The sequence below is a fragment of the Kitasatospora sp. NEAU-CNBT7 genome, assembly GCF_057220535.1.
The window spans coordinates 59382-78249 of the sequence record NZ_JBXQQB010000014.1 but is presented as its reverse complement, the minus strand read 5'-3'; the positions used below and the strand labels follow the sequence as shown (position 1 = coordinate 78249).

At 72.5% G+C, this 18868-nt stretch carries 12 protein-coding genes; all 12 read right to left on the bottom strand.

Annotated elements, in window-relative coordinates; translation table 11 throughout:
- Positions 1–70: 70 nt before the first annotated feature.
- Complete coding sequence (locus AC2TEW_RS19675; RefSeq protein ID WP_484624653.1) at positions 71–2779, bottom strand: PKD domain-containing protein; 2709 nt, start codon at positions 2777–2779, stop codon at positions 71–73.
- Between the two features lie 134 nt (positions 2780–2913).
- Positions 2914–4113 (bottom strand): rod shape-determining protein RodA, encoded by a 1200-nt coding sequence (rodA, locus tag AC2TEW_RS19670; protein ID WP_484624652.1) that lies wholly within the window; start codon positions 4111–4113, stop codon positions 2914–2916.
- Positions 4110–6353, bottom strand: a complete 2244-nt coding sequence (gene mrdA / locus AC2TEW_RS19665) for a penicillin-binding protein 2 (protein ID WP_484624651.1) — start codon at positions 6351–6353, stop codon at positions 4110–4112. Before mrdA ends, rodA begins: the two co-directional genes overlap by 4 nt.
- A gap of 28 nt (positions 6354–6381) precedes the next feature.
- Complete coding sequence (gene mreD, locus AC2TEW_RS19660; protein ID WP_484624650.1) at positions 6382–7029, bottom strand: rod shape-determining protein MreD; 648 nt, start codon at positions 7027–7029, stop codon at positions 6382–6384.
- 2 nt (positions 7030–7031) lie between these two features.
- The gene (gene mreC, locus AC2TEW_RS19655; protein WP_359888254.1) at positions 7032–7976 is read right to left on the bottom strand and encodes a rod shape-determining protein MreC; all 945 of its coding nucleotides are present in this window, start codon (positions 7974–7976) and stop codon (positions 7032–7034) included.
- Between the two features lie 121 nt (positions 7977–8097).
- On the bottom strand, positions 8098–9123 hold the full coding sequence (locus AC2TEW_RS19650; protein ID WP_033821861.1) for a rod shape-determining protein: 1026 nt from the start codon (positions 9121–9123) through the stop codon (positions 8098–8100).
- 397 nt (positions 9124–9520) lie between these two features.
- The gene (gene ndk / locus AC2TEW_RS19645) at positions 9521–9934 is read right to left on the bottom strand and encodes a nucleoside-diphosphate kinase (protein ID WP_033821856.1); all 414 of its coding nucleotides are present in this window, start codon (positions 9932–9934) and stop codon (positions 9521–9523) included.
- Positions 9935–10046: 112 nt separating this feature from the next.
- Complete coding sequence (locus tag AC2TEW_RS19640) at positions 10047–10382, bottom strand: DUF4233 domain-containing protein (RefSeq protein WP_033821855.1); 336 nt, start codon at positions 10380–10382, stop codon at positions 10047–10049.
- Between the two features lie 2 nt (positions 10383–10384).
- The gene (gene folC, locus AC2TEW_RS19635) at positions 10385–11749 is read right to left on the bottom strand and encodes a bifunctional tetrahydrofolate synthase/dihydrofolate synthase (RefSeq protein ID WP_484624735.1); all 1365 of its coding nucleotides are present in this window, start codon (positions 11747–11749) and stop codon (positions 10385–10387) included.
- 331 nt (positions 11750–12080) lie between these two features.
- Positions 12081–14873, bottom strand: a complete 2793-nt coding sequence (locus AC2TEW_RS19630; RefSeq protein ID WP_484624649.1) for a penicillin acylase family protein — start codon at positions 14871–14873, stop codon at positions 12081–12083.
- A gap of 147 nt (positions 14874–15020) precedes the next feature.
- Positions 15021–15548, bottom strand: coding sequence for a hypothetical protein (locus AC2TEW_RS19625; protein ID WP_033821853.1), 528 nt, complete (start codon positions 15546–15548; stop codon positions 15021–15023).
- 539 nt (positions 15549–16087) lie between these two features.
- Positions 16088–18742, bottom strand: a complete 2655-nt coding sequence (locus AC2TEW_RS19620) for a valine--tRNA ligase (RefSeq protein WP_484624648.1) — start codon at positions 18740–18742, stop codon at positions 16088–16090.
- Between the last annotated feature and the right edge of the window lie 126 nt (positions 18743–18868).

Here is an 18868-nt window from a genome sequence, read left to right as displayed (position 1 = left end):
ACGGCAGAAAACGAGGTGACCCTTCAGGGTAGCCGAGCCCGAAGGGTCACCGATTCCGTACGGGCGCCGGTCAGCTGCCGGCGGCGGTCAGCGCCCCGACGGCGGGGGCGCCGTCGGCGGTCGGGACCTGCATCCACGGGCTCCAGAAGCCGCGGTCGTAGTCCCCGTTGGCGTTGTGGATCCGGCCGCCGATCACGCCGTAGAGGTGCAGGACGTTGCCGGTGGAGGCGGCGGTGACCGCGGTGACGCTGCCGGTCTGGCCGGTGACGGAGGTGACGTTGCCCCAGCCGCTCCAGCGGCCGGCCGCGTAGTCGCCGCCGGCCTCGTGGACCTGGCCGTCGGCGAGCGCGATCACGTGGAAGGTGCTGCCCACGGCCGCGCCGCTCAGCGCGGTGACGTGGCCGGGGCCGCCGATCAGCGCGGTGAGGTCGCCGCCGCCCCAGCGGCCGCGGGTGTAGTCGCCGTCGGCGACCCGGACCCGGCCGTCCGCCCCGAGGACCGCCACGTGCAGCACGTTCCCGGTGGTCGCCGCGGCGATCGAGGTGGCGCCGCCCGGGAACCCGGTCTCGGCGGTGATGTCGCCCCACCCGGTCCAGGTGCCGTCGTGGGTGCCGGTGGCCTCGTAGACCCGGCCGCCGGCCAGCGCCACCAGGTGGGTGGTCGAGCCGATGGACGCCACCGAGACCGTGCTGACGCCCGCCAGCGGACCCGCGCCGGAGGCCCCGGTGACCTCCTTCCAGGAGTACCAGTCGCCGCGGCCGAAGGTGCCCTCGGCGCTGGTGCGGGGGCCGCTCAGGTTGCGGTCGCGGCTGAAGATCCGGCCGCCGGCGACGGCGAACACCCGCTCGTAGGAGTCGCCGGTGACGGTGGAGCCGACCGCGGTGACCGGGTCGGTGGTCAGGGCGGTCGGGCCGCCCGCGTTCATCGGCGCGACCGGGGACCACAGCCCCGCGGTGTAGTTGGCGCTGGCGGTGAGCAGGCCGCTGCCCGCGCCGATCCCGGTCACCTGGACCCGCGCGCCCGGCAGCAGCGCCGAGGCCTCGGCGGAGTACACCACCCGGACCTGCTTGGTGGTGCTCGCCGTGCGGCCGACGCCGTCGGTCGCGTTGATGGTGACGGTGTAGGTTCCCGGGTCGTAGCGGTGGTAGAGCGTGTTCGACACCCACGGCTGCTGGACCGGGGTGCCGTCGCCGAAGTCGACGGACTGGCGGGTGACCTGCCACGGCGAGTGCGAGGTCAGGGTGACGGCGGCCAGGCCCGCGCCGTCCACGGTGACCGTGCCGTCCGCGACCAGGTCGCCGGGGGCGACCACGTTGATCGTGCCGCCGTAGTCCGAGACCCGGCCGCCCTGGGCGTCGATGACCGTGGCCGTGACCAGGTAGCAGCCGGGCATGGTGTAGACGTGGGTGGCGGAGGCGTCGGAGCCGACCTGCGGGTCGGTGCCGTCACCGAAGTCGTAGACGTAGGAGAGCGGTCCCGAGGCCCAGTCCTGGGCCGCGGTGACCTTGGCGGTGACGCTCAGCGGCGTCGGCCCCTGGCTGCGGCCGTCCGCGGTGTCGTGCACGGTGAGTTCCGCGTCGTGCAGGCTGGTCCGCTCGAAGGCGCCGCGGTCGCGCAGCCCGCCCTTGGGCGCGGTGTCGGCGACCGCCGGGTCGTCCACGGGCGGGGCGCCGAGCAGGTCGGTGCCGACGCCCGGGGCGTCGGGGTCGGCGGAGTCGAAGGCCGCGGTCGCGGTGTCCGGCGGCAGGTGGAACGGCCAGGTGGCGGTCCCGTCGCTGAACTGGACGTCGAGGTCGACGTCGTGGGCGCCCTGCGTGCCGGTGGCCTTGGTGAGCGCCGCGGGCGTGGCCCGGTCGGCGCCGGCCCAGGAGTAGGCGGGCGCGTCGGTCCACGGGTGGACGACGTTGTAGTCCACCTTGCTGTCCTGCACGGACAGCGCCGACACCGAGATCTGGACGGTGTGTGCCGGGCCGGCGGGGCACGCGGTCGGGTCGACGTACCCGCCGTACCAGCTGCCGGTGGTGGCGATGTTGTTCTCCACCACGGCGCCGGGCGAGGCGCCCGCGACCGCCACCGCGCTGCCGCAGGGCTGGATGACGGTGTTGTTGGTGACCGCCGTCGCCGGGGCGTCGGTGACGCTGATCGCTGCTGCGCCGCCGACGCGGTCGAAGGCGTTGGAGGTGACCAGGGTGGACCGGGCGCCGGCGCCGACGGACACGCCCCGGCCGGCCACGAAGATGTTCCGGCTGACCGTCACCGCGCTGCTGGTACCGGTGATCCGGACGTCCGTGCCGGTGTTGTTGGTGAAGTAGTTCTGGTCGACGCCGATCCGGCTGGAGTCCGCGACCGTGAACGGTTCCTGGAGGCCGCCCAGGTAGAAGCCCCGGACGACCACGTCGTGGGCTCCCGAGACCACGAAGCCGCGCGTGGTCGCGCCGCCGATCGAGGGCTGCGGCCCGCCCTCGCGCACGTGCGGGGCGCCCAGGATGGTGATCGGGTGGTCGGCCGTCCCGGAGCGGGTCAGCCGCACCTCCTCGGGGTAGCCCTTGCCGGGCAGCACCCGGACGGTCTGCCCGGGGACGGCCACGGCGGCGGCGGCCGAGACGGTGCAGTACGGCCGGGCGGCGGTGCCGGCCCCGGCGGTGTCGGTGCAGGTGGCCGCGGAGCTGTCGACGACCAGGGTGGCGGTCGGGCCGGTCGCTGCGAAGGCGGCGACCGGCAGGCCCAGGAAGGCGGTGGCGGCAGCGACGGTCATCGCTGCGGACGCGTGAAGGCGCACGTGCGGACTCCCCCCGGAGAGCATGGATCGCCCGTGTCGCACGCGCCCGTGGCGGGCGCTCGGCAGGACGGCGGACGCGATCATACGCACACCGTCCTGCGCCCCGTACCTCCCGGGGGGGGAGAGACTGCGGGTCAGATCCCTATCGGCCGCTGGGAGCGCACCGACTGCAGCAGGCCGATGGCGATCCAGACCGCGAACATCGAGGAACCGCCGTAGGAGACGAACGGCAGCGGGATGCCCGCGACCGGCATGATGCCGAGGTTCATGCCGATGTTCTCGAAGGCCTGGAAGGCGAACCAGATCACCACGCCCGCCGCGATGACGGTGCCGTACAGGTCGGTGGCGTGGCGGGCGATCCGGCAGGCCCGCCAGAGGATCACGCCGAGCAGGCCGAGCAGGGCCATCCCGCCGATGAAGCCGAGCTCCTCGCCGGCCACGCTGAAGACGAAGTCGGTCTGCTGCTCGGGGACGAACTGGCCGGTGGTCTGGGTGCCGTGGAACAGGCCCATGCCGCTCAGTCCGCCGGAGCCGATCGCGATCCGGGCCTGGGCGGTGTTGTAGCCGACGCCGCCGGGGTCGAGGGTCGGGTCGGCGAAGGCGGCGAAGCGGTCGATCTGGTACTTGCTCAGCACGCCGAGCTTCCAGATCGCCGCCGCGCCGCCGGCACCGACCGTCAGGAGGCCGATCACCCAGCGGTTGGCGGCGCCGGAGGCGAGCAGGATGCCCATCACGATGACGGCCATCACCATCACCGAGCCGAGGTCCGGCATCAGCATGACGACGCCCATCGGGACGGCGGCCACCACCAGCGACTGGATCACGCTGCGGCTGGGCGGGAACTCCCGCTCGCCGGCGTCCACCCGGGCGGACAGCACCACGGCCATCCCCAGCACGATGCCGAGCTTGGCGAACTCGGCGGGCTGGATGGAGAAGCCGCCGCCGAACTGGATCCAGGAGTGCGCGCCGTTGATGGTCGAGCCCAGCGGGCTGAGCACGGCCAGCAGCATCAGCAGGACGGCGATGTAGACGAAGGGCACGGCGGTCCGCAGCCGCCTCGTCCCTATCACCACCACCACGCCGCACAGCACCAGGCCGATCACCAGGTTGGTGAGGTGCCGGTACAGGAAGTACTGCGGGTCGCCGTGGGTGAGCGAGTCCCGGCCGCGGGTCGCCGACCAGACCAGCAGCGAGCTGCCGAGCGACAGCGCCAGGGCGGCCAGGATCATGATCCAGTCCACCCGGCGCAGCGGCGCGTCCTTGGCCAGCGCCCGGGAGATCGAGCCGCGCTGCGGGCTGAGCCGGACCTGCCGGTACGAGCCGTAGGAGGTCATGCCCGGCTCCTTCCGCCGGTGCGGACGGGTTCGAGGGCGGCGAGCGCCACCGGGTACGGGGCGAGGCCGCCACCGACCGGCGGGGCCGGGTCCAGGAAGGTCGAGCCGGCCGGGTAGCCGGAGCCGTCCTGGAAGGACGCGGGCTTGATGATCGCGGTGCCGTCCGGGTTGAACTTGGGCAGCTCGGCCTGCGGCTTGGGCAGCAGGGCCTTGGAGTTGTCCACGTTGCCCTTGTCGTCGACGCCGTACAGCGCCTGGTAGATCCGTCGCACCGAGTCGCCGGAGCCGCCGGAGCCGGTGCCGCCTTGGCTTATCGTCATCACGACCGCGTAGTCGCCGCTGTAGGTGGTCAGCCACGAGGTGGTCTGCTTGCCGGCGACCTCGGCGGTGCCGGTCTTGGCGTGCAGCTCGATCTTGCCCTGCGGCCAGCCCGCGCCGGTGAACTTCCAGGCCGCGGTGCCGCTGGTGATGACGCCCGCGGTGGCCTGGTTGATGTAGCTGAGCAGCTTGCCGTCGGCGGGCAGCTTGCCGTCCTCGTGCGGGGCGATGTCGCGGACCAGGGTGCCGTCCGGGCTGACGATCGCCTTGCCGATGGTCGGCCGGTAGAGGGTGCCGCCGTTGGCGAGGGCCGAGTAGATCCGGGCCATCTGGACCGGGGTGACCAGGGTGTCGCCCTGGCCGATGGCGAAGTTGACGCTGTCACCGGCGCGCATCTGGTTGCCGTCGACGCAGTTCTCGCGGGCGATCTCGTCGGCGTACTCGTGGCCGCCCCTGGCCGCCTGGGCGCACCAGGCGTCCTTGTTGGCGTCGAAGAAGGACTGCTTCCACTGCCGGTCGGGGACCCGGCCGGTGACCTCGCCGGGCAGGTCGATCCCGGTCTTGGCGCCGAGGCCGAACTGGTGGGCGGTCTTGAAGAACCAGTCGGCCGGGTTCTTCGGCTTGATGCCGCCGTCCTTCATCCACTGGTCGTAGGCGAGACCGTAGAAGACGGTGTCGCAGGAGACCTCCAGCGCCTTCTCCAGCGTGATGTCGCCGAAGCTCTCGCTCTCGAAGTTCTTGAACTCGCGGCCGCCGATGGTGAGGCTGGTCGGGCAGGGGTAGTGGCCGTCGAGCGAGTAGCCGGCCTGGACGGCCGCGGTGGTGGAGATGACCTTGAAGGTCGAGCCGGGGGCGGACTGACCCTGTATGGCCCGGTTGATCAGCGGGTAGTTGGAGTCCTTGCTGTTGAGGCTCGCGTAGTCCTTGGCGGAGATGCCGCCGACCCAGAGGTTCGGGTCGAAAGTGGGCGCGCTGGCCATCGCGATGATCCGGCCGGTGTGCACGTCCATCACCACGGCGGCGCCGGAGTCGGCCTCGTAGTTCTTCTTGGTCTCCTTGTCGTACACCTTGCGGGCGTCCGTCATGGCCTGCTGGAGCTGGTCCTCGACCACCTTCTGGACCCGGGCGTCGATGCTGGTGACCAGGTTGGCGCCGGGCTGGGCGGGGGTGCGGCCGGCGCTGCCGATCACCCGGCCGAGGTTGTCGACCTCCAGCCTGTCGACGCCGGTGGTGCCGCGCAGGTCGTCGTCGTAGACGGACTCCAGGCCGGCCCGGCCGATCTGGTCGGAGGGCAGCCGGCGGTCCCGGCCGGTCTTGTCGGCGGTCCTGGTGACCTCGTCGTCGGTGACCGGCGAGAGGTAGCCGAGCACCTGGGAGGCGTTGGCGCCCTCGACGCCGGTGTAGCGGCGGACCGCGGTCGGCTGGGCGGTGACGCCGGGGAAGTCCTCGCGGCGCTCCATTATCTGCATCGCCTGCTGGGTGGTGGCCTGCTGGGTGACCGGGATCGGCTGGTACGGCGAGCCGTTCCAGCAGGGCTGCGGCGTCTTGGCGTCGCAGAGCCGGACCTTGTCCTGGACGTCCTTGGCGGGCAGGCCGAGCACCTCGGCGAGCCGGGTCAGCACGCCCTTGCCGTGGTCCTTCTGCTGCAGCAGCGAGGTGCGGCTGACCGAGACGACCAGCTTGGTCTCGTTGCCGGCCAGCACCCGGCCGGAGGCGTCCAGGATCTCGCCGCGGACCGCGGGCTCCACCACCTCGCGGATGTGGTTGCCCTCGGCCTTGGCGGCGTACTGGTCGCCGGTGCGGATCTGCAGGTACCAGAGGCGGCCGCCGAGGGTGGCGAGCAGCGACAGGACCAGGATCTGCAGCACCACAAGACGGATCGTCACCCGCTGGGTGCGGCCGGTCTCCGGGATGTTGCTCACGGGGCAGTGACTCCTATCACCGTGCGGCTCAGGGGCGCTTGGCGAGGTTCAGCGGACGCTTCTTGCGGGTGTTGACGGGCATCGGCGAGGCCTCCCGGGTGGTCCGGTAGCGGGCCAGCGAGCCGAGCCCGGAGCCGCCGCCGTCACCGCTGCCGGCCGCGACGGCGGCCGGGCCCTGGTCGTAGCGGCGGGCCACCAGCATCACGGCGGGCACCACGAACGGGGCCAGCAGCACGTCGTACAGCAGCGCGCTGAGCACCAGGCCGGTGAGGCCGACGTGCCGGGCGGCGGTGTCGCCGACCAGGGCGCCGACGGTGGCGTACAGCAGGGTGGAGACGACCGCCGCGCCGGCCACCACCAGCAGCGCGCTGAGCGCCGAGCGCTGCCGGCCGCCCTCCGGGCGCAGCAGGCCGGCGGCGTAGCCCACCAGGCAGAGCACCAGGGCGTAGCGGCCGATCGCGTGGTCGGACGGCGGGGCGAGGTCGGCGAGCAGGCCGCCGGCGAAGCCGACCAGGCAGCCGCCGGAGGGGCCGTAGACAAGGGCGAGGCCGACCACCACGAGCATCAGCAGGTCGGGGGTGGCGCCGGGCAGCTGGAGCCGGCCGAGCACGCTGACCTGGATCACCAGGGCGAGCAGCAGCAGGACGGCGGGCAGGACGATCCGGTTGGCGCGCATGGTCAGTTCCCCCCGGCGGGCTTGGTGGGCGAGGCGGCGGCGCCGGGCTGGGCCGGCGCGGCCGGGGCGGCCGCGGCGGTCGGGGCGGGCGCGGGCGGCAGGACGGCGTCGCGGGGGTCGGTGCGCGGCGGGACGACCACCACCCCGACCAGGTCGAGGCGGGTGAACTGGACGAACGGCTCGACCAGCACGGTCTTGGTGAGCTGGCCGGGGGTGGCCTCGACCTCGACCACCTTGCCGACCGGGACGCCGGGGACGAACGGGCGGCCGCTGTGCGAGCCGAAGGTGACCAGCCGGTCGCCGGCCTTGACCTGGGCCTTGCCGTTGAGCAGCTGGACCTTCATCGGGCCGGTGCCCTGGCCGGCCGCGAAGCCGATCTCCTCGCTGCTCTCGATCCGGGTGCCGGCGGTGAAGCCGGGGTCGGAGGCGAGCAGCACGGTGGCGGTGGTGGGGGCGACGGTGGTGATCCGGCCGACCAGGCCCTGGCTGTTGATCACCGTCATGTCCCGGGTCAGCCCGTCGTCGCTGCCGGCGTCGATGGTGATGGTCCAGGAGAAGCCCTGGGCCGCGCCGATCGCGATCACCTGGGCGGCCTTGACGGTGTAGCCGCCGGCCCCGGCGGTGCGGAGCATCTCGTCGAGCTGCTTGGTGCGGCCGGCGGCGGCGTCGGAGGAGGCGAGCCGCTGGCGCAGTTCGGTGTTCTCCCGGGTGATCAGGTCGAGCCGCTGCTGGTGGGTGCCGGCGTCGCGGACGGCCCGGATGTACCCGGCCACCGGGTCGACCACGCCGGCCGCGCCGCGCTCGGCCGGGCCGAGCACGCCGGCCGCGGCCCGGCGGGCGCCGCCCAGCGGGGAGGACTCGCCGCCCTTGATGTCCACGGTGATCAGTGCGAAGGCGACAGCCACCAGCAGGATGAGCAGTAGTCGGCTCTCTCGTGTGTCCCTCACGGTGCTGGAACTGCCCTTCGGTACCGGGTCCCCCTCCGGAGGGGCGGGGGAGCCATTCAGTTGACGAACTGTCCGTACGTTTTAACGACCGGCCGGGCCCGAGGTCGCGGCCGGTCCGCCGTCAGCGCCGGGGCTGGGCGTCGAGCACCTGCTGCAGCGCCTCGAACTCCTCGACGCACTTGCCGGAGCCCAGGGCGACCGAGTCCAGCGGGTTCTCCGCGATGTGGATCGGCATGCCGGTCTCCCGGCGCAGCCGCTCGTCGAGGCCGCGCAGCAGGGCTCCGCCGCCGGTGAGCACGATGCCGCGGTCCATCACGTCGCCGGCCAGCTCGGGCGGGCACTGGTCGAGGGTGGTCTTGACGGCGTCGATGATCGAGTTGACCGGCTCGTCGATCGCCTCGCGGACCTCGGCGGCCGAGATCACCACGGTCTTCGGCAGGCCGCTGACCAGGTCGCGGCCGCGGATCTCGGCGTGCTCGTCCTTCTCCCCCTCCAGCGCGAAGGCGGAGCCGATGGACATCTTGATCTGCTCGGCGCTGCGCTCACCGAGCAGGAGGCTGTACTCCTTCTTGATGTGCTGGACGATCGCGTTGTCGAGCTCGTCGCCGGCCACCCGCAGGGACTGCGCGGTGACGATCCCGCCGAGCGAGATGACCGCGACCTCGGTGGTGCCGCCGCCGATGTCGACGACCATGTTGCCGGTCGGCTCGTGCACCGGCAGGCCGGCGCCGATCGCGGCCGCCATCGGCTCCTCGATGATGTGCACCTGGCGCGCGCCGGCCTGCGAGGACGCCTCGATCACGGCGCGGCGCTCGACCCCGGTGATGCCGGAGGGCACGCAGACCACGACCCGGGGGCGGGCCAGGTAGCGGCGGCGGTGGATCTTGAGGATGAAGTACCGCAGCATCCGCTCGGTGATCTCGAAGTCGGCGATCACGCCGTCCTTGAGCGGGCGGATGGCGACGATGTTGCCGGGGGTGCGCCCGATCATCTTCTTCGCCTCGGCGCCGACGGCGAGGATGCCGCCGGTGTTGGTGTTCACCGCGACCACGGACGGCTCGTTGAGCACGATCCCCTTGCCCCTGACGTACACCAGCGTGTTGGCAGTGCCGAGGTCGATCGCCATGTCACGGCCGATGAACGACAGGTTGTTGGCCATGGGGTGTGGTGTGCCTTCCCGGGTTCGGAATGGAGGGCGGGGCGGGAGCGGGCCGACCGCGGCGCCCGCAGCAGGGCTGACATCAGCTGAGCAGCCGTACCGGGCCCGTGAGTTGTGCCCATCGTAGCGACGCCGGTCGACGCGGTCCGGCGGGCCACGGCACGGTGCCCATTCTCCGGGGGCGGGTCGGCTTCTCGCAGGATTGGGACGCCGTGTCGGGGTCCGCAGTTCCGTATTTGACGATGAAAAGGTGAGATTCGCCCGGTCGGATCAGCGACTGGAGTGCAGGTCGGAGCCGGTCCGGGCGGGGTCGGGGATACCGTACCGGCCGCCGCCCGCGCGTGTCGCGACGGACTGCGGCCGGGGTGTGGAAGCAGTGTGGAGATCAGGCGTGCGCGGGGAAGAAGATCTTGATCTCGCGCTCGGCCGACTCCGGCGAGTCGGAGGCGTGGATCAGGTTCTCGCGGGTGATCGTCGCGTAGTCGCCGCGGATGGTGCCGGCCCCCGCCTGCAGCGGGTCGGTGGCGCCGGCCAGCGCGCGGATGCCGGGGACCACGTTCTCGCCCTCGACGATCAGCGCGATCGACGGGCCGGAGGTCATGAACTCCAGCAGCGGCTCGTAGAACGGACGGCCGACGTGCTCGGCGTAGTGCTGCTCCAGCGTCGCCCGGTCGAAGGTCCGGAGCTCGACGGCGGCCAGCCGCCAGTTGGCCTTGCGCTCGATGCGGCTGATGATCTCGCCGGCCAGGCCACGCTGGACGGCGTCGGGCTTGAGCAGGACGAGAGTGCGCTGGGACACGGTGCAACTCCTGGGGATGGGGTTCGGCAGAGTGTGTGCGGCCACCGCAGACACTACCCCGTGTGAGCAGCACGTACGTGCGGCCGGGGGGTCCCCGGCCGCACGCGGGGGCTCAGGCGGCGGCTGCGGCCCGGGCGGCCTTGATCTCGTCGATCCGGCGGCCGTAGTGCACCGAGCACCACCACAGCGCGGCGAAGATCAGGCCGAGCCCGTACATGGTGGGCAGCACCAGGCCGCTGGCGATCAGGCCGAGCTGCAGTGCCCAGCCGACCGCGACCGCGCCGGGCCGGGTGATCGCACCGCAGAGCAGGACGCACAGCAGGATGGCGATGCCGCTGACGGTCCAGATCGCCGTGGTGGAGACGTCCGACAGCTGCATGGCCACCAGGCCCGCGAACATGATCAGCAGGGCCTCGCCGATCAGGGTCGAGGAGCAGAGGGTGCGCATGACTACTTCCTTCCGAGCAGCAGGCGGGCCTCGCCCACCGTGATCACCGAGCCGGTCACCAGGACTCCGGTACCGGTCAGGTCGCCGTCCTCCTCGGCCAGCGTGATGGCGGCCTCGATCGCGTCGTCCAGCCGGGGCTCGACCTGGACCCGGTCCTCGCCGAAGACCTCCACCGCCAGCGCGGCCAGCTGGTCGACCGGGGTCGCCCGGTGGGTGGTGTTCTGGGTGACCACCACCTCCGCCAGGATCGGCTCGAAGGCCGCCAGCAGGCCGGAGACGTCCTTGTCGCCGCTGGTGCCGATCACGCCGACCAGCTTGGAGAAGCCGAAGGACTCGTTGATCGCCGCCACCGAGGCCTCGGCGCCGTGCGGGTTGTGCGCGGCGTCCAGGATGACCGTGGGGCTGCGGCGGACCACCTCCAGGCGGCCCGGCGAGCTGACGCCGGAGAAGCCCTCGCGGACCTTGTCCACGTCGAGGTTGCCGCCGCGGGCGCCGCCGACGCCGAAGAAGCCCTCGACGGCGGCCAGCGCCAGCGCCGCGTTGTGCGCCTGGTGGGCGCCGTGCAGCGGGATGAAGACGTCCTCGTACTCGTAGCCGCCGAGGCCGCGCAGGGTGACCAGCTGGCCGCCGACCGCGATCTCGCGGCGGACCACGCCGAACTCCATGCCCTCGCGGGCCACCGTGGCGTCCACCTCGACCGCGCGCCGCAGGATGGCCTGCGCGGCGTCCAGCGGCTGCTGGGCGACCACGGCCAGGCCGCCCGGCTTGATGATGCCGGCCTTCTCGGTGGCGATCTCGCCGGTGGTGTTGCCGAGCCGGTCGGTGTGGTCCAGGCCGACCGGGGTGATCACCGAGACGACGGCGTCGATCACGTTGGTGGCGTCCCAGCTGCCGCCCATGCCGACCTCCACGATCGCCACGTCCACCGGGGCGTCGGCGAAGGCCGCGTAGGCCATGGCGGTGAGCACCTCGAAGAACGACAGCGCGACCGGCTGCTGCTCGTCGACCATCCGGACGTAGGGCTCGATGTCCCGGTAGGTCTCGACGAACTTCTCGACGCTGATCGGGGTGGAGTCCAGGCTGATCCGCTCGGTCACCGACTCGACGTGCGGGCTGGTGTACCGGCCGGTGCGCAGCTCGAAGGTGTTGAGCAGCCGCTCCACCATGCGGGCGGTGGAGGTCTTGCCGTTGGTGCCGGTGATGTGGATCGACGGGTAGGCCCGCTGGGGCTGGCCCAGGATGTCCATCACGGCGTTGATCCGGTCGAGCGAGGGCTCCAGCTTGTTCTCCGGCCAGCGCCGGGACAGCTCTGCCTCGATGGCGCGCAGGTCGCTGTCGTCCGCGGAGTCCGCGCCGGCGGGTCGGATGGTGTACGGGTTCTGCCCGGCTGCCTTGTCACTCACGCGCCCAGTGTAGGGAGGCGGACGGCCCGCGCGGACCACGGGGATCCGGTGTCCCCGGCGCCACGGGGGACGTGATGGCGGACACGTTCACCGTCCTGGCCGATTTGTCCCACTTGCCATGGATGGCCGACTTGGTCCCACCTTGGGCCCGGGCCGGCCCGCCCGGCCGTCCGGCGCCGGCCGGTCCGCGCCTCCCGGCGGCCCAAGCCGTCCTGCGGAAGGGCGACTTGGGCGGCGGGAACGGGGTCCGGGCCCGGCGGGTGCGCCGGACCCGGACCGCTCGCCGGGCAGCGGCTCAGCGGTGCGAGCGGAACTGGACGACCTGCTGGTAGGTCGGCCGGTTCTGCCAGGTGGTCTTGGCGTCCGTCACGCCGCCCAGCGGACGCTGGATGACCGTGTCGGCGCACCACTGGTCGCCCGCCGAGCAGTCCGCGTCCCCGGGGTAGACCTGCGCCGGGGTCTGCGCGGCCGCCTTCTTCAGGCTGTCCAGCAGGACGCCGCGGCAGGCGGCCAGGTCGCCGCCGCCGCAGTACGGCCGGGCCAGCGGGCCGGCCACCTGGTCGCCCAGGACGCCGCGCAGGTCCTTGTCCAGGTAGCTCCACCAGCCGTACTGGAAGGCCGAGCCCTTGTGCGGGATGGACTCGTTGGCGCTGGAGGTGCCGCTGGTCGGACCGGTCTGGCCGCCCGAGGGCGACTCGTTGATCTGCAGGGCGCCGGTCAGTGCGGCGAACAGCTGGTCGCCGAGGCCGGGCCGGAACACCCCGTCGGCCAGCAGCGGCCACCAGGCGTCCATGGTGCGGATCGCGTCGGCGTTGGCGTAGGCGTGGCTGCCGTTGGAGGTCTCCCGGCGCTGTCCGCCGGCCGTCAGCCAGGCCTCCAGCTTCTGCACGGCCGCCGCGGCGGCCGGGTCGGTGACCGGGGCGCTGCGGATCACCCGCAGCAGTTCGGGGAGCACGTCCTCGGCCCGCAGGTCGGCGGTGGCCGCGCTCTCCATCGCCTGCACCAGCGACACCCGGGTGACCTTGGTCCCGCTGTTCACCAGCGCCTTCACCCGGTCGTCCAGCAGGTTCCCGCGGTGCACCGAGCCGTTGCCGAAGCCGGCCGCGCCGAAGGCCTTCGCCTGCTTGTTGTTCCAGGAGATGTAGTAGTCCTGGTCGGCCGACTGCGGGTGCTCGGCCGGCGGGGTGTACCGGGCGGTGTTGGCCACCGGGTCGAAGTCCCGCCACTCGTAGGCGGCTTCGGCCTTCACCGGCAGGCCCGGGTCGACCCCGGGGGCGCGGACCGGGTTGCTGCCGGAGTTGTAGTAGGCCGTGTGGCCGGCGTCCGCGTAGAACCAGTTGAAGGTGTAGTTGATGTTCTGCGCGGCCTGCTGGAAGCTCGCGGTGTCGTGCACCGCGCCGGGGTCGTTGAGCATCTGGAAGCCGATGATGGAGTCGGCCTCGTGCCGGTAGGTGGAGCGCAGCGCGGTGAACGCGACCGGCTTACCGCCGACCGTGCCGCGCGCCGTCACCAGGCCGTAGTCGGTCCGGTACATCACCAGGGTGTAGGAGCCCGCCGCGGTGGAGTCGGCGGTGGTCGGGCTCCAGGAGTTCTTCCGCTCCAGCCGCTCCAGCGGGACGCAGCTGCCGTGCCACAGGTAGGAGGCGGAGGCGGTGGTGGCGGGCGAGCCGTCGGCGTTGCAGAGCGGCACCGCGTAGCTGTCGGTGATGTCCTGGCCGGCCGAGGTGGCGCTCCAGGCGTAGTCCTGGCCGCGGCCGAGCTGGACGTAGAAGCTGAGCCCGGCGAAGGCGGCGCCGCGGGCGCTGATGCCCGGGCCCTGCAGCTCCTCCAGCATCAGCAGCTGCGGGGCGAAGTACCCGGTCTGCGGGCCGAACACGGCCACCGGGTGGCCGTCGTCGGTGTGGCTGCCGGAGACCACCAGGGCGTTGGACATGCCGTGCTTGGCGGTGAGCAGGTTGCCGGGCAGGACGCCCTGGGCGGCGGTGGTGGCCAGGCCCGCGGAGCCGGTGGCGTCGTAGATCATGCGCTCGGGCACCACCGAGCCCGGGTCGGGCAGCGCGACGCCCTGCGGGTCGTCCGGCGGCAGCGCGTACGGGAACTGCTGCCCGTCGTGCAGGGTGAGCGCGGCCTCGGGGTCGTCCGCCTCGCGCAGCGACTTCCAGACCGCGTCGCCGGCGTCCTTGCCGTACCTGGCCTCGGCGGTCAGTTTGACCTGGGCGGAGGCGAGTTCACCGCCGCCGCCGGCCCCGAACAGCGCGCCGACCACCGAGGCCAGCGCGACCAGGTCGGTCAGCTTGAACGGCTCGATGGAGCCCGCGTTGGTGATCGGGTTGATGTGCCCGGTGAGGTCGTACTCGCCCGGGAAGTAGCGGCCGTTGTAGGACTCGGTGATGTACTGGTTGATGCCGTCCAGGTAGGCGCGGGCGTCGTCCAGCGCCTGCCGGGCCCGGTCGCCCTGGCCGGCGATGGCGTCGATCTGGCTCTGCAGTTCGGCCTCGGTGTAGGGGGCGGCCTGCCAGAAGCTCTGCTCCAGCTCGCGGTTGGCGGCCGCGCCGCCGGCGAAGCCGGACAGCTGGCCGCGGCCGACGTGCCGGAACAGGTCCATCAGCCAGAGCCGGTCCTGCCCGGCGGCGTAGCCCGCGCCGAACTCGGTGCCGTAGCGGGTGGTGCCGGTGATGTGCGGGACGCCGGTGGCCTTGTCGCGGACGATGGTGACGTCCGCGCGGGGGCGGGCGGTGCTGGCCACCTGGTCGGCGGGGACGCCGAAGGAGGCGTCGTTGAAGAAGCTGCGCAGGGTGGTGTCGGTCAGCCCCGGGTAGGCGGCGGCGAGGTTGGCGTACGGGCCGAGCTGGTCGTCGGTGTGGGCGGGGCGGGTGCCGAAGACCTTGTTGGCGAGGATGTCGGCGAGGGTGGCGTTGCCGTTCTCGCCGGGCGGCAGGATGTCGAGGCAGCGGCCGCCGCAGTAGTCGTTGGCCGCGGCCGACGCGGCGGGGGCGGGGGTGGGGGCGGCCGCCAGGGTGGCGGCGGCGAGGAGGGCCGCCGCGAGACCGGCGGCGGGGAGCCTGAGCGCGTGGGGGCGTCGTTGCATACCAGCTCCTCCGTCGAAGCTGTCCGAAGCTGAGGCACGGTTGACAGTTCCCGACGGTAGGGCGGTTACCGACCAGTTGCCTAGTGGCGTGCATGCCACTTCTGGCGCTCACTGACAGATTGTCAGCATCGCCGCAGGCCAACGGAACTACCGCTGCCGGGCCTCCGGCACCTGGGGCGGCACCCGGCCGCTGTGCCGGCGGCGCAGCTCCGCCGCGATCTCCTCGGCCTCACCGTCCGGCAGCAGCGGCAGCATCATGGCCACCGCCTGCAGCACCCCGCCGAGCAGGTACGTGGTGTCCGGGGTGCTGGCGACCAGGGCCCGGACCGTCCCCACGTCGCCCGCGGCCACCGACTCCAGCAGCAGCGCGGCGTCCACCGAGTCCTCGTCGATCACCACGGCCGAGGTGTCGGCGGGCGCCCGGCGGACCAGGCCGCGCAGCACCCGGTCGCCGACCTCCGGGGCGTACGCCTTGCGGACCGCCTCGGCGGCGATCCACACCAGCAGGGTGGCGACCTCGCGTTCGGCCTGCTCGGCGAGCAGCCGGTCGAGTTCCCGGTCGAAGGCCAGCTGGTTGCCGTGCCGGAAGGCGAGCAGCAGCACCGCCGCACGGGCCTTGGCCGCCGCCACCTCCGCCGCAGGCAGTTCGTCGGCCAACTCCGTGGTCACCGTCATGCTCGCGCCCTCCCGCCAGTCGCACCGCCCGAATGGGAACGTGGGCAACACCGTACACATCCGAACTCGGAACTTCCGTGAACCCGCGCATACCCGGCCGCGGGGACAATCCCCGTGCCATTGCCGGTGAAGCCGCCGGAGAGTTTCCGCGCCCTTGCCGCCCGTCCCGCCAAATGCCTTGAATGGAGCTGGACATCGGTCTCGGTGCAAGAACCCTTCCACCCGCGCACCGCGGTGAATCCTCCGAATTTCCAGCCCTGCCCCGGTGGCCGGAAGGCCCCACCGACACGCCGGTGGCTCCGGCGGCCCGCTCTTCCGGAAGTTCCATATCCTCCCCCGCGGCACCCGGAATACCGCCGAACGAGGGATCAAATCCCCTCCCCCGGCGGGCCGGTGCGTGAACGGCAGCGCCATTCCCGAAAGCACCGGGCGCAGTTATCGGCGCTTTGCCCCGGACGCGAAACGGCCGAGGGCCCGCCACCCCGGGACGGGATGACGGGCCCTCGGCCGCGTACGGGCGCTCGGCGCGCGCCGGACGCTCAGCCCTGCGGCAGTGCGTCCAACTGCGCGGTGATCCGGGCGATGTCGGCCTCGGCCGCCTCCTGACGGGCGCGGATCTTGGCCACCACCTCGTCCGGCGCCTTGGCCAGGAAGCCCTCGTTGCCGAGCTTCGCGGTGGTCTGCGCCTTCTCCTTCTCGGCGGCCGCGAGGTCCTTGGCGAGCCGCTTGCGCTCGGCCGGGACGTCGATGGTGCCGGAGAGGTCCAGCGCGACCGTGGCGCCCGCGACCGGCAGCGAGGCGGTGGCCGCGAAACCGGCCGCCGGCTCGGTCAGCCGCAGCAGCGAACGGATCGCCGCCTCGTGCGGGACCAGCACGGTACCGGCCAGCTCCAGCTGGGCCGGGACCCGCTGACCGGGCTTCAGGCCCTGGTCCGAGCGGAACCGGCGGACCTCGGTCACCACCTGCTGCAGCGTGGCGATCTCGGCCTCGGCGGCCGCGTCCCGGAAACCGCTGTCCGTCGGCCACTCGGCGACCACCAGCGACTCGGCGCCGGTCAGCGTGGTCCACAGGGTGTCGGTGACGAACGGGACCACCGGGTGCAGCAGCCGCAGCGTCACGTCCAGCACCTCGCCGAGCACCCGGCGCGAGGCGTCGGCCTGCGGGCCGCCCGCCGCCAGGGTGGTCTTGGAGAGCTCGACGTACCAGTCGAAGACCTCGTCCCAGGCGAAGTGGAACAGCGCGTCCGACAGCTTGGCGAACTGGTAGTCGTCGTACAGGGCGTCGGCCTCGGCGACGGTGGCGTTCAGCCGCGACAGGATCCAGCGGTCGGCCGCGGTCAGCTCCTCGGGGGCCGGCAGCGGGCCCTCGACGGTGGCGCCGTTCATCAGCGCGAAGCGGGTGGCGTTCCAGATCTTGTTGCAGAAGTTGCGCGAGCCCTGCACCCAGTCCTCGCCGATCGGCACGTCCGCACCGGGGTTGGCGCCGCGGGCCAGGGTGAAGCGGACCGCGTCGGCGCCGTAGGCGTCCATCCAGTCCAGCGGGTCCACCGCGTTGCCGAAGGACTTGGACATCTTCTTGCCGAACTGGTCACGGACCAGACCGGTCAGCGCGATGGTGTGGAACGGGGCCTGCCCGTCCATCGCGTACAGGCCGAACATCATCATCCGGGCGACCCAGAAGAAGATGATGTCGTGGCCGGTGAGCAGGACGTCGGTGGCGTAGAACTTCTCCAGGTCCGGGGTCTGCTCCGGCCAGCCCAGGGTGGAGAACGGCCACAGCCCGCTGGAGAACCAGGTGTCCAGCACGTCGGTGTCCTGGGTCCAGCCCTCGCCGGTGGGCGCCTGCTCGTCCGGTCCGACGCAGACCACCTCGCCGTTCGGGCCGTACCAGACCGGGATCCGGTGGCCCCACCAGAGCTGGCGCGAGATGCACCAGTCGTGCATGTTGTCGACCCAGCTGAAGTAGCGGCCCTCCAGCTCCTTGGGGTGGATCTGCACCCGGCCGTCGCGGACCGCGGCGCCGGCCTCGGCGGCCAGCGGCGCGACCTTGACCCACCACTGCAGCGACAGCCGCGGCTCGACCACCGTCTGGCAGCGCGAGCAGTGGCCAACCGCGTGCATGTAGGGGCGCTTCTCGGCGACGATGCGCCCCTCGGCGCGCAGCGCGCCGACCACGGCGGAGCGGGCCTCGAAGCGGTCCAGGCCGAGGAACGGGCCGTGCACGGTGATCACACCGCGCTCGTCCATCACGGTCAGGTTCTCCAGGCCGTGCCGCTGGCCGATCGCGAAGTCGTTCGGGTCGTGGGCCGGCGTCACCTTGACGGCGCCGGTGCCGAACTCCGGGTCCACGTGCTCGTCGGCGACCACCGGGATCCGGCGGTCCGTCAGCGGCAGCGCGATGGTGGTGCCGACCAGGTGCCGGTACCGCTCGTCGTCCGGGTGGACCGCGACCGCGGTGTCACCGAGCATGGTCTCGGCCCGGGTGGTGGCGACCACGATCGACTCGTCCCCGTCGCCGTAGCGGATCGAGACCAGCTCGCCCGGGACCTCCTCGTGCTCCACCTCGATGTCGGAGAGCGCGGTCAGACAGCGCGGGCACCAGTTGATGATGCGCTCGGCGCGGTAGATCAGACCGTCGTCGAAGAGCTTCTTGAAGATGGTCTGGACGGCCTGCGAGAGGCCCTCGTCCATGGTGAAGCGCTCGCGCGACCAGTCCACGCCGTCGCCGAGCCGGCGCATCTGGCCGAGGATCTTGCCGCCGTACTCCTCCTTCCACTGCCACACCTTCTCGACGAAGGCCTCCCGGCCCAGGTCGTGGCGGGACAGCCCGGAGGAGGCGAGCTGCTGCTCCACCTTGTTCTGGGTGGCGATGCCGGCGTGGTCCATGCCGGGCAGCCACAGCGCCTCGTAGCCCTGCATCCGCTTGCGGCGGGTCAGCGCGTCCATCAGCGTGTGCTGGAAGGCGTGGCCCAGGTGCAGCGAACCGGTCACGTTCGGCGGCGGGATGACGATGGTGTAGGCGGGCTTGTCGCTCTTGGCGTCGGCGGTGAAGTAACCGCGCTCCACCCAGCGCTCGTACAGCTCGCCCTCTACCTCCGCCGGGGCGTAGGTCGTCGGAAGGGTGGCTGCGTCGTCCCCGGGGACTGCGGTGAACCCCTCGGGGCTCTCGGGGCGCTGGTTCGTCGTGTCGGTCACGACGCACAGTTTACGTAAGAGGGGGCCCCCGGTACGAACCGCGTCGGCCCGGCCCGGTCGGCCGCGCGCCCCGAGCCGTGCGGTAGCGTGCCCCGGTACTCGCACGCAGATTCCGTGCGCGCGCCC

Coding starts and splice junctions, on each gene's coding strand:
- rodA (WP_484624652.1), bottom strand. CDS start 4,113: ATGACCTCCTACGGCTCGTACCGGCAGGTCCGGCTCAGCCCGCAGCGC.
- AC2TEW_RS19625 (WP_033821853.1), bottom strand. CDS start 15,548: ATGACGGTGACCACGGAGTTGGCCGACGAACTGCCTGCGGCGGAGGTG.
- AC2TEW_RS19640 (WP_033821855.1), bottom strand. CDS start 10,382: ATGCGCACCCTCTGCTCCTCGACCCTGATCGGCGAGGCCCTGCTGATC.
- AC2TEW_RS19630 (WP_484624649.1), bottom strand. CDS start 14,873: ATGCAACGACGCCCCCACGCGCTCAGGCTCCCCGCCGCCGGTCTCGCG.
- mreD (WP_484624650.1), bottom strand. CDS start 7,029: ATGCGCGCCAACCGGATCGTCCTGCCCGCCGTCCTGCTGCTGCTCGCC.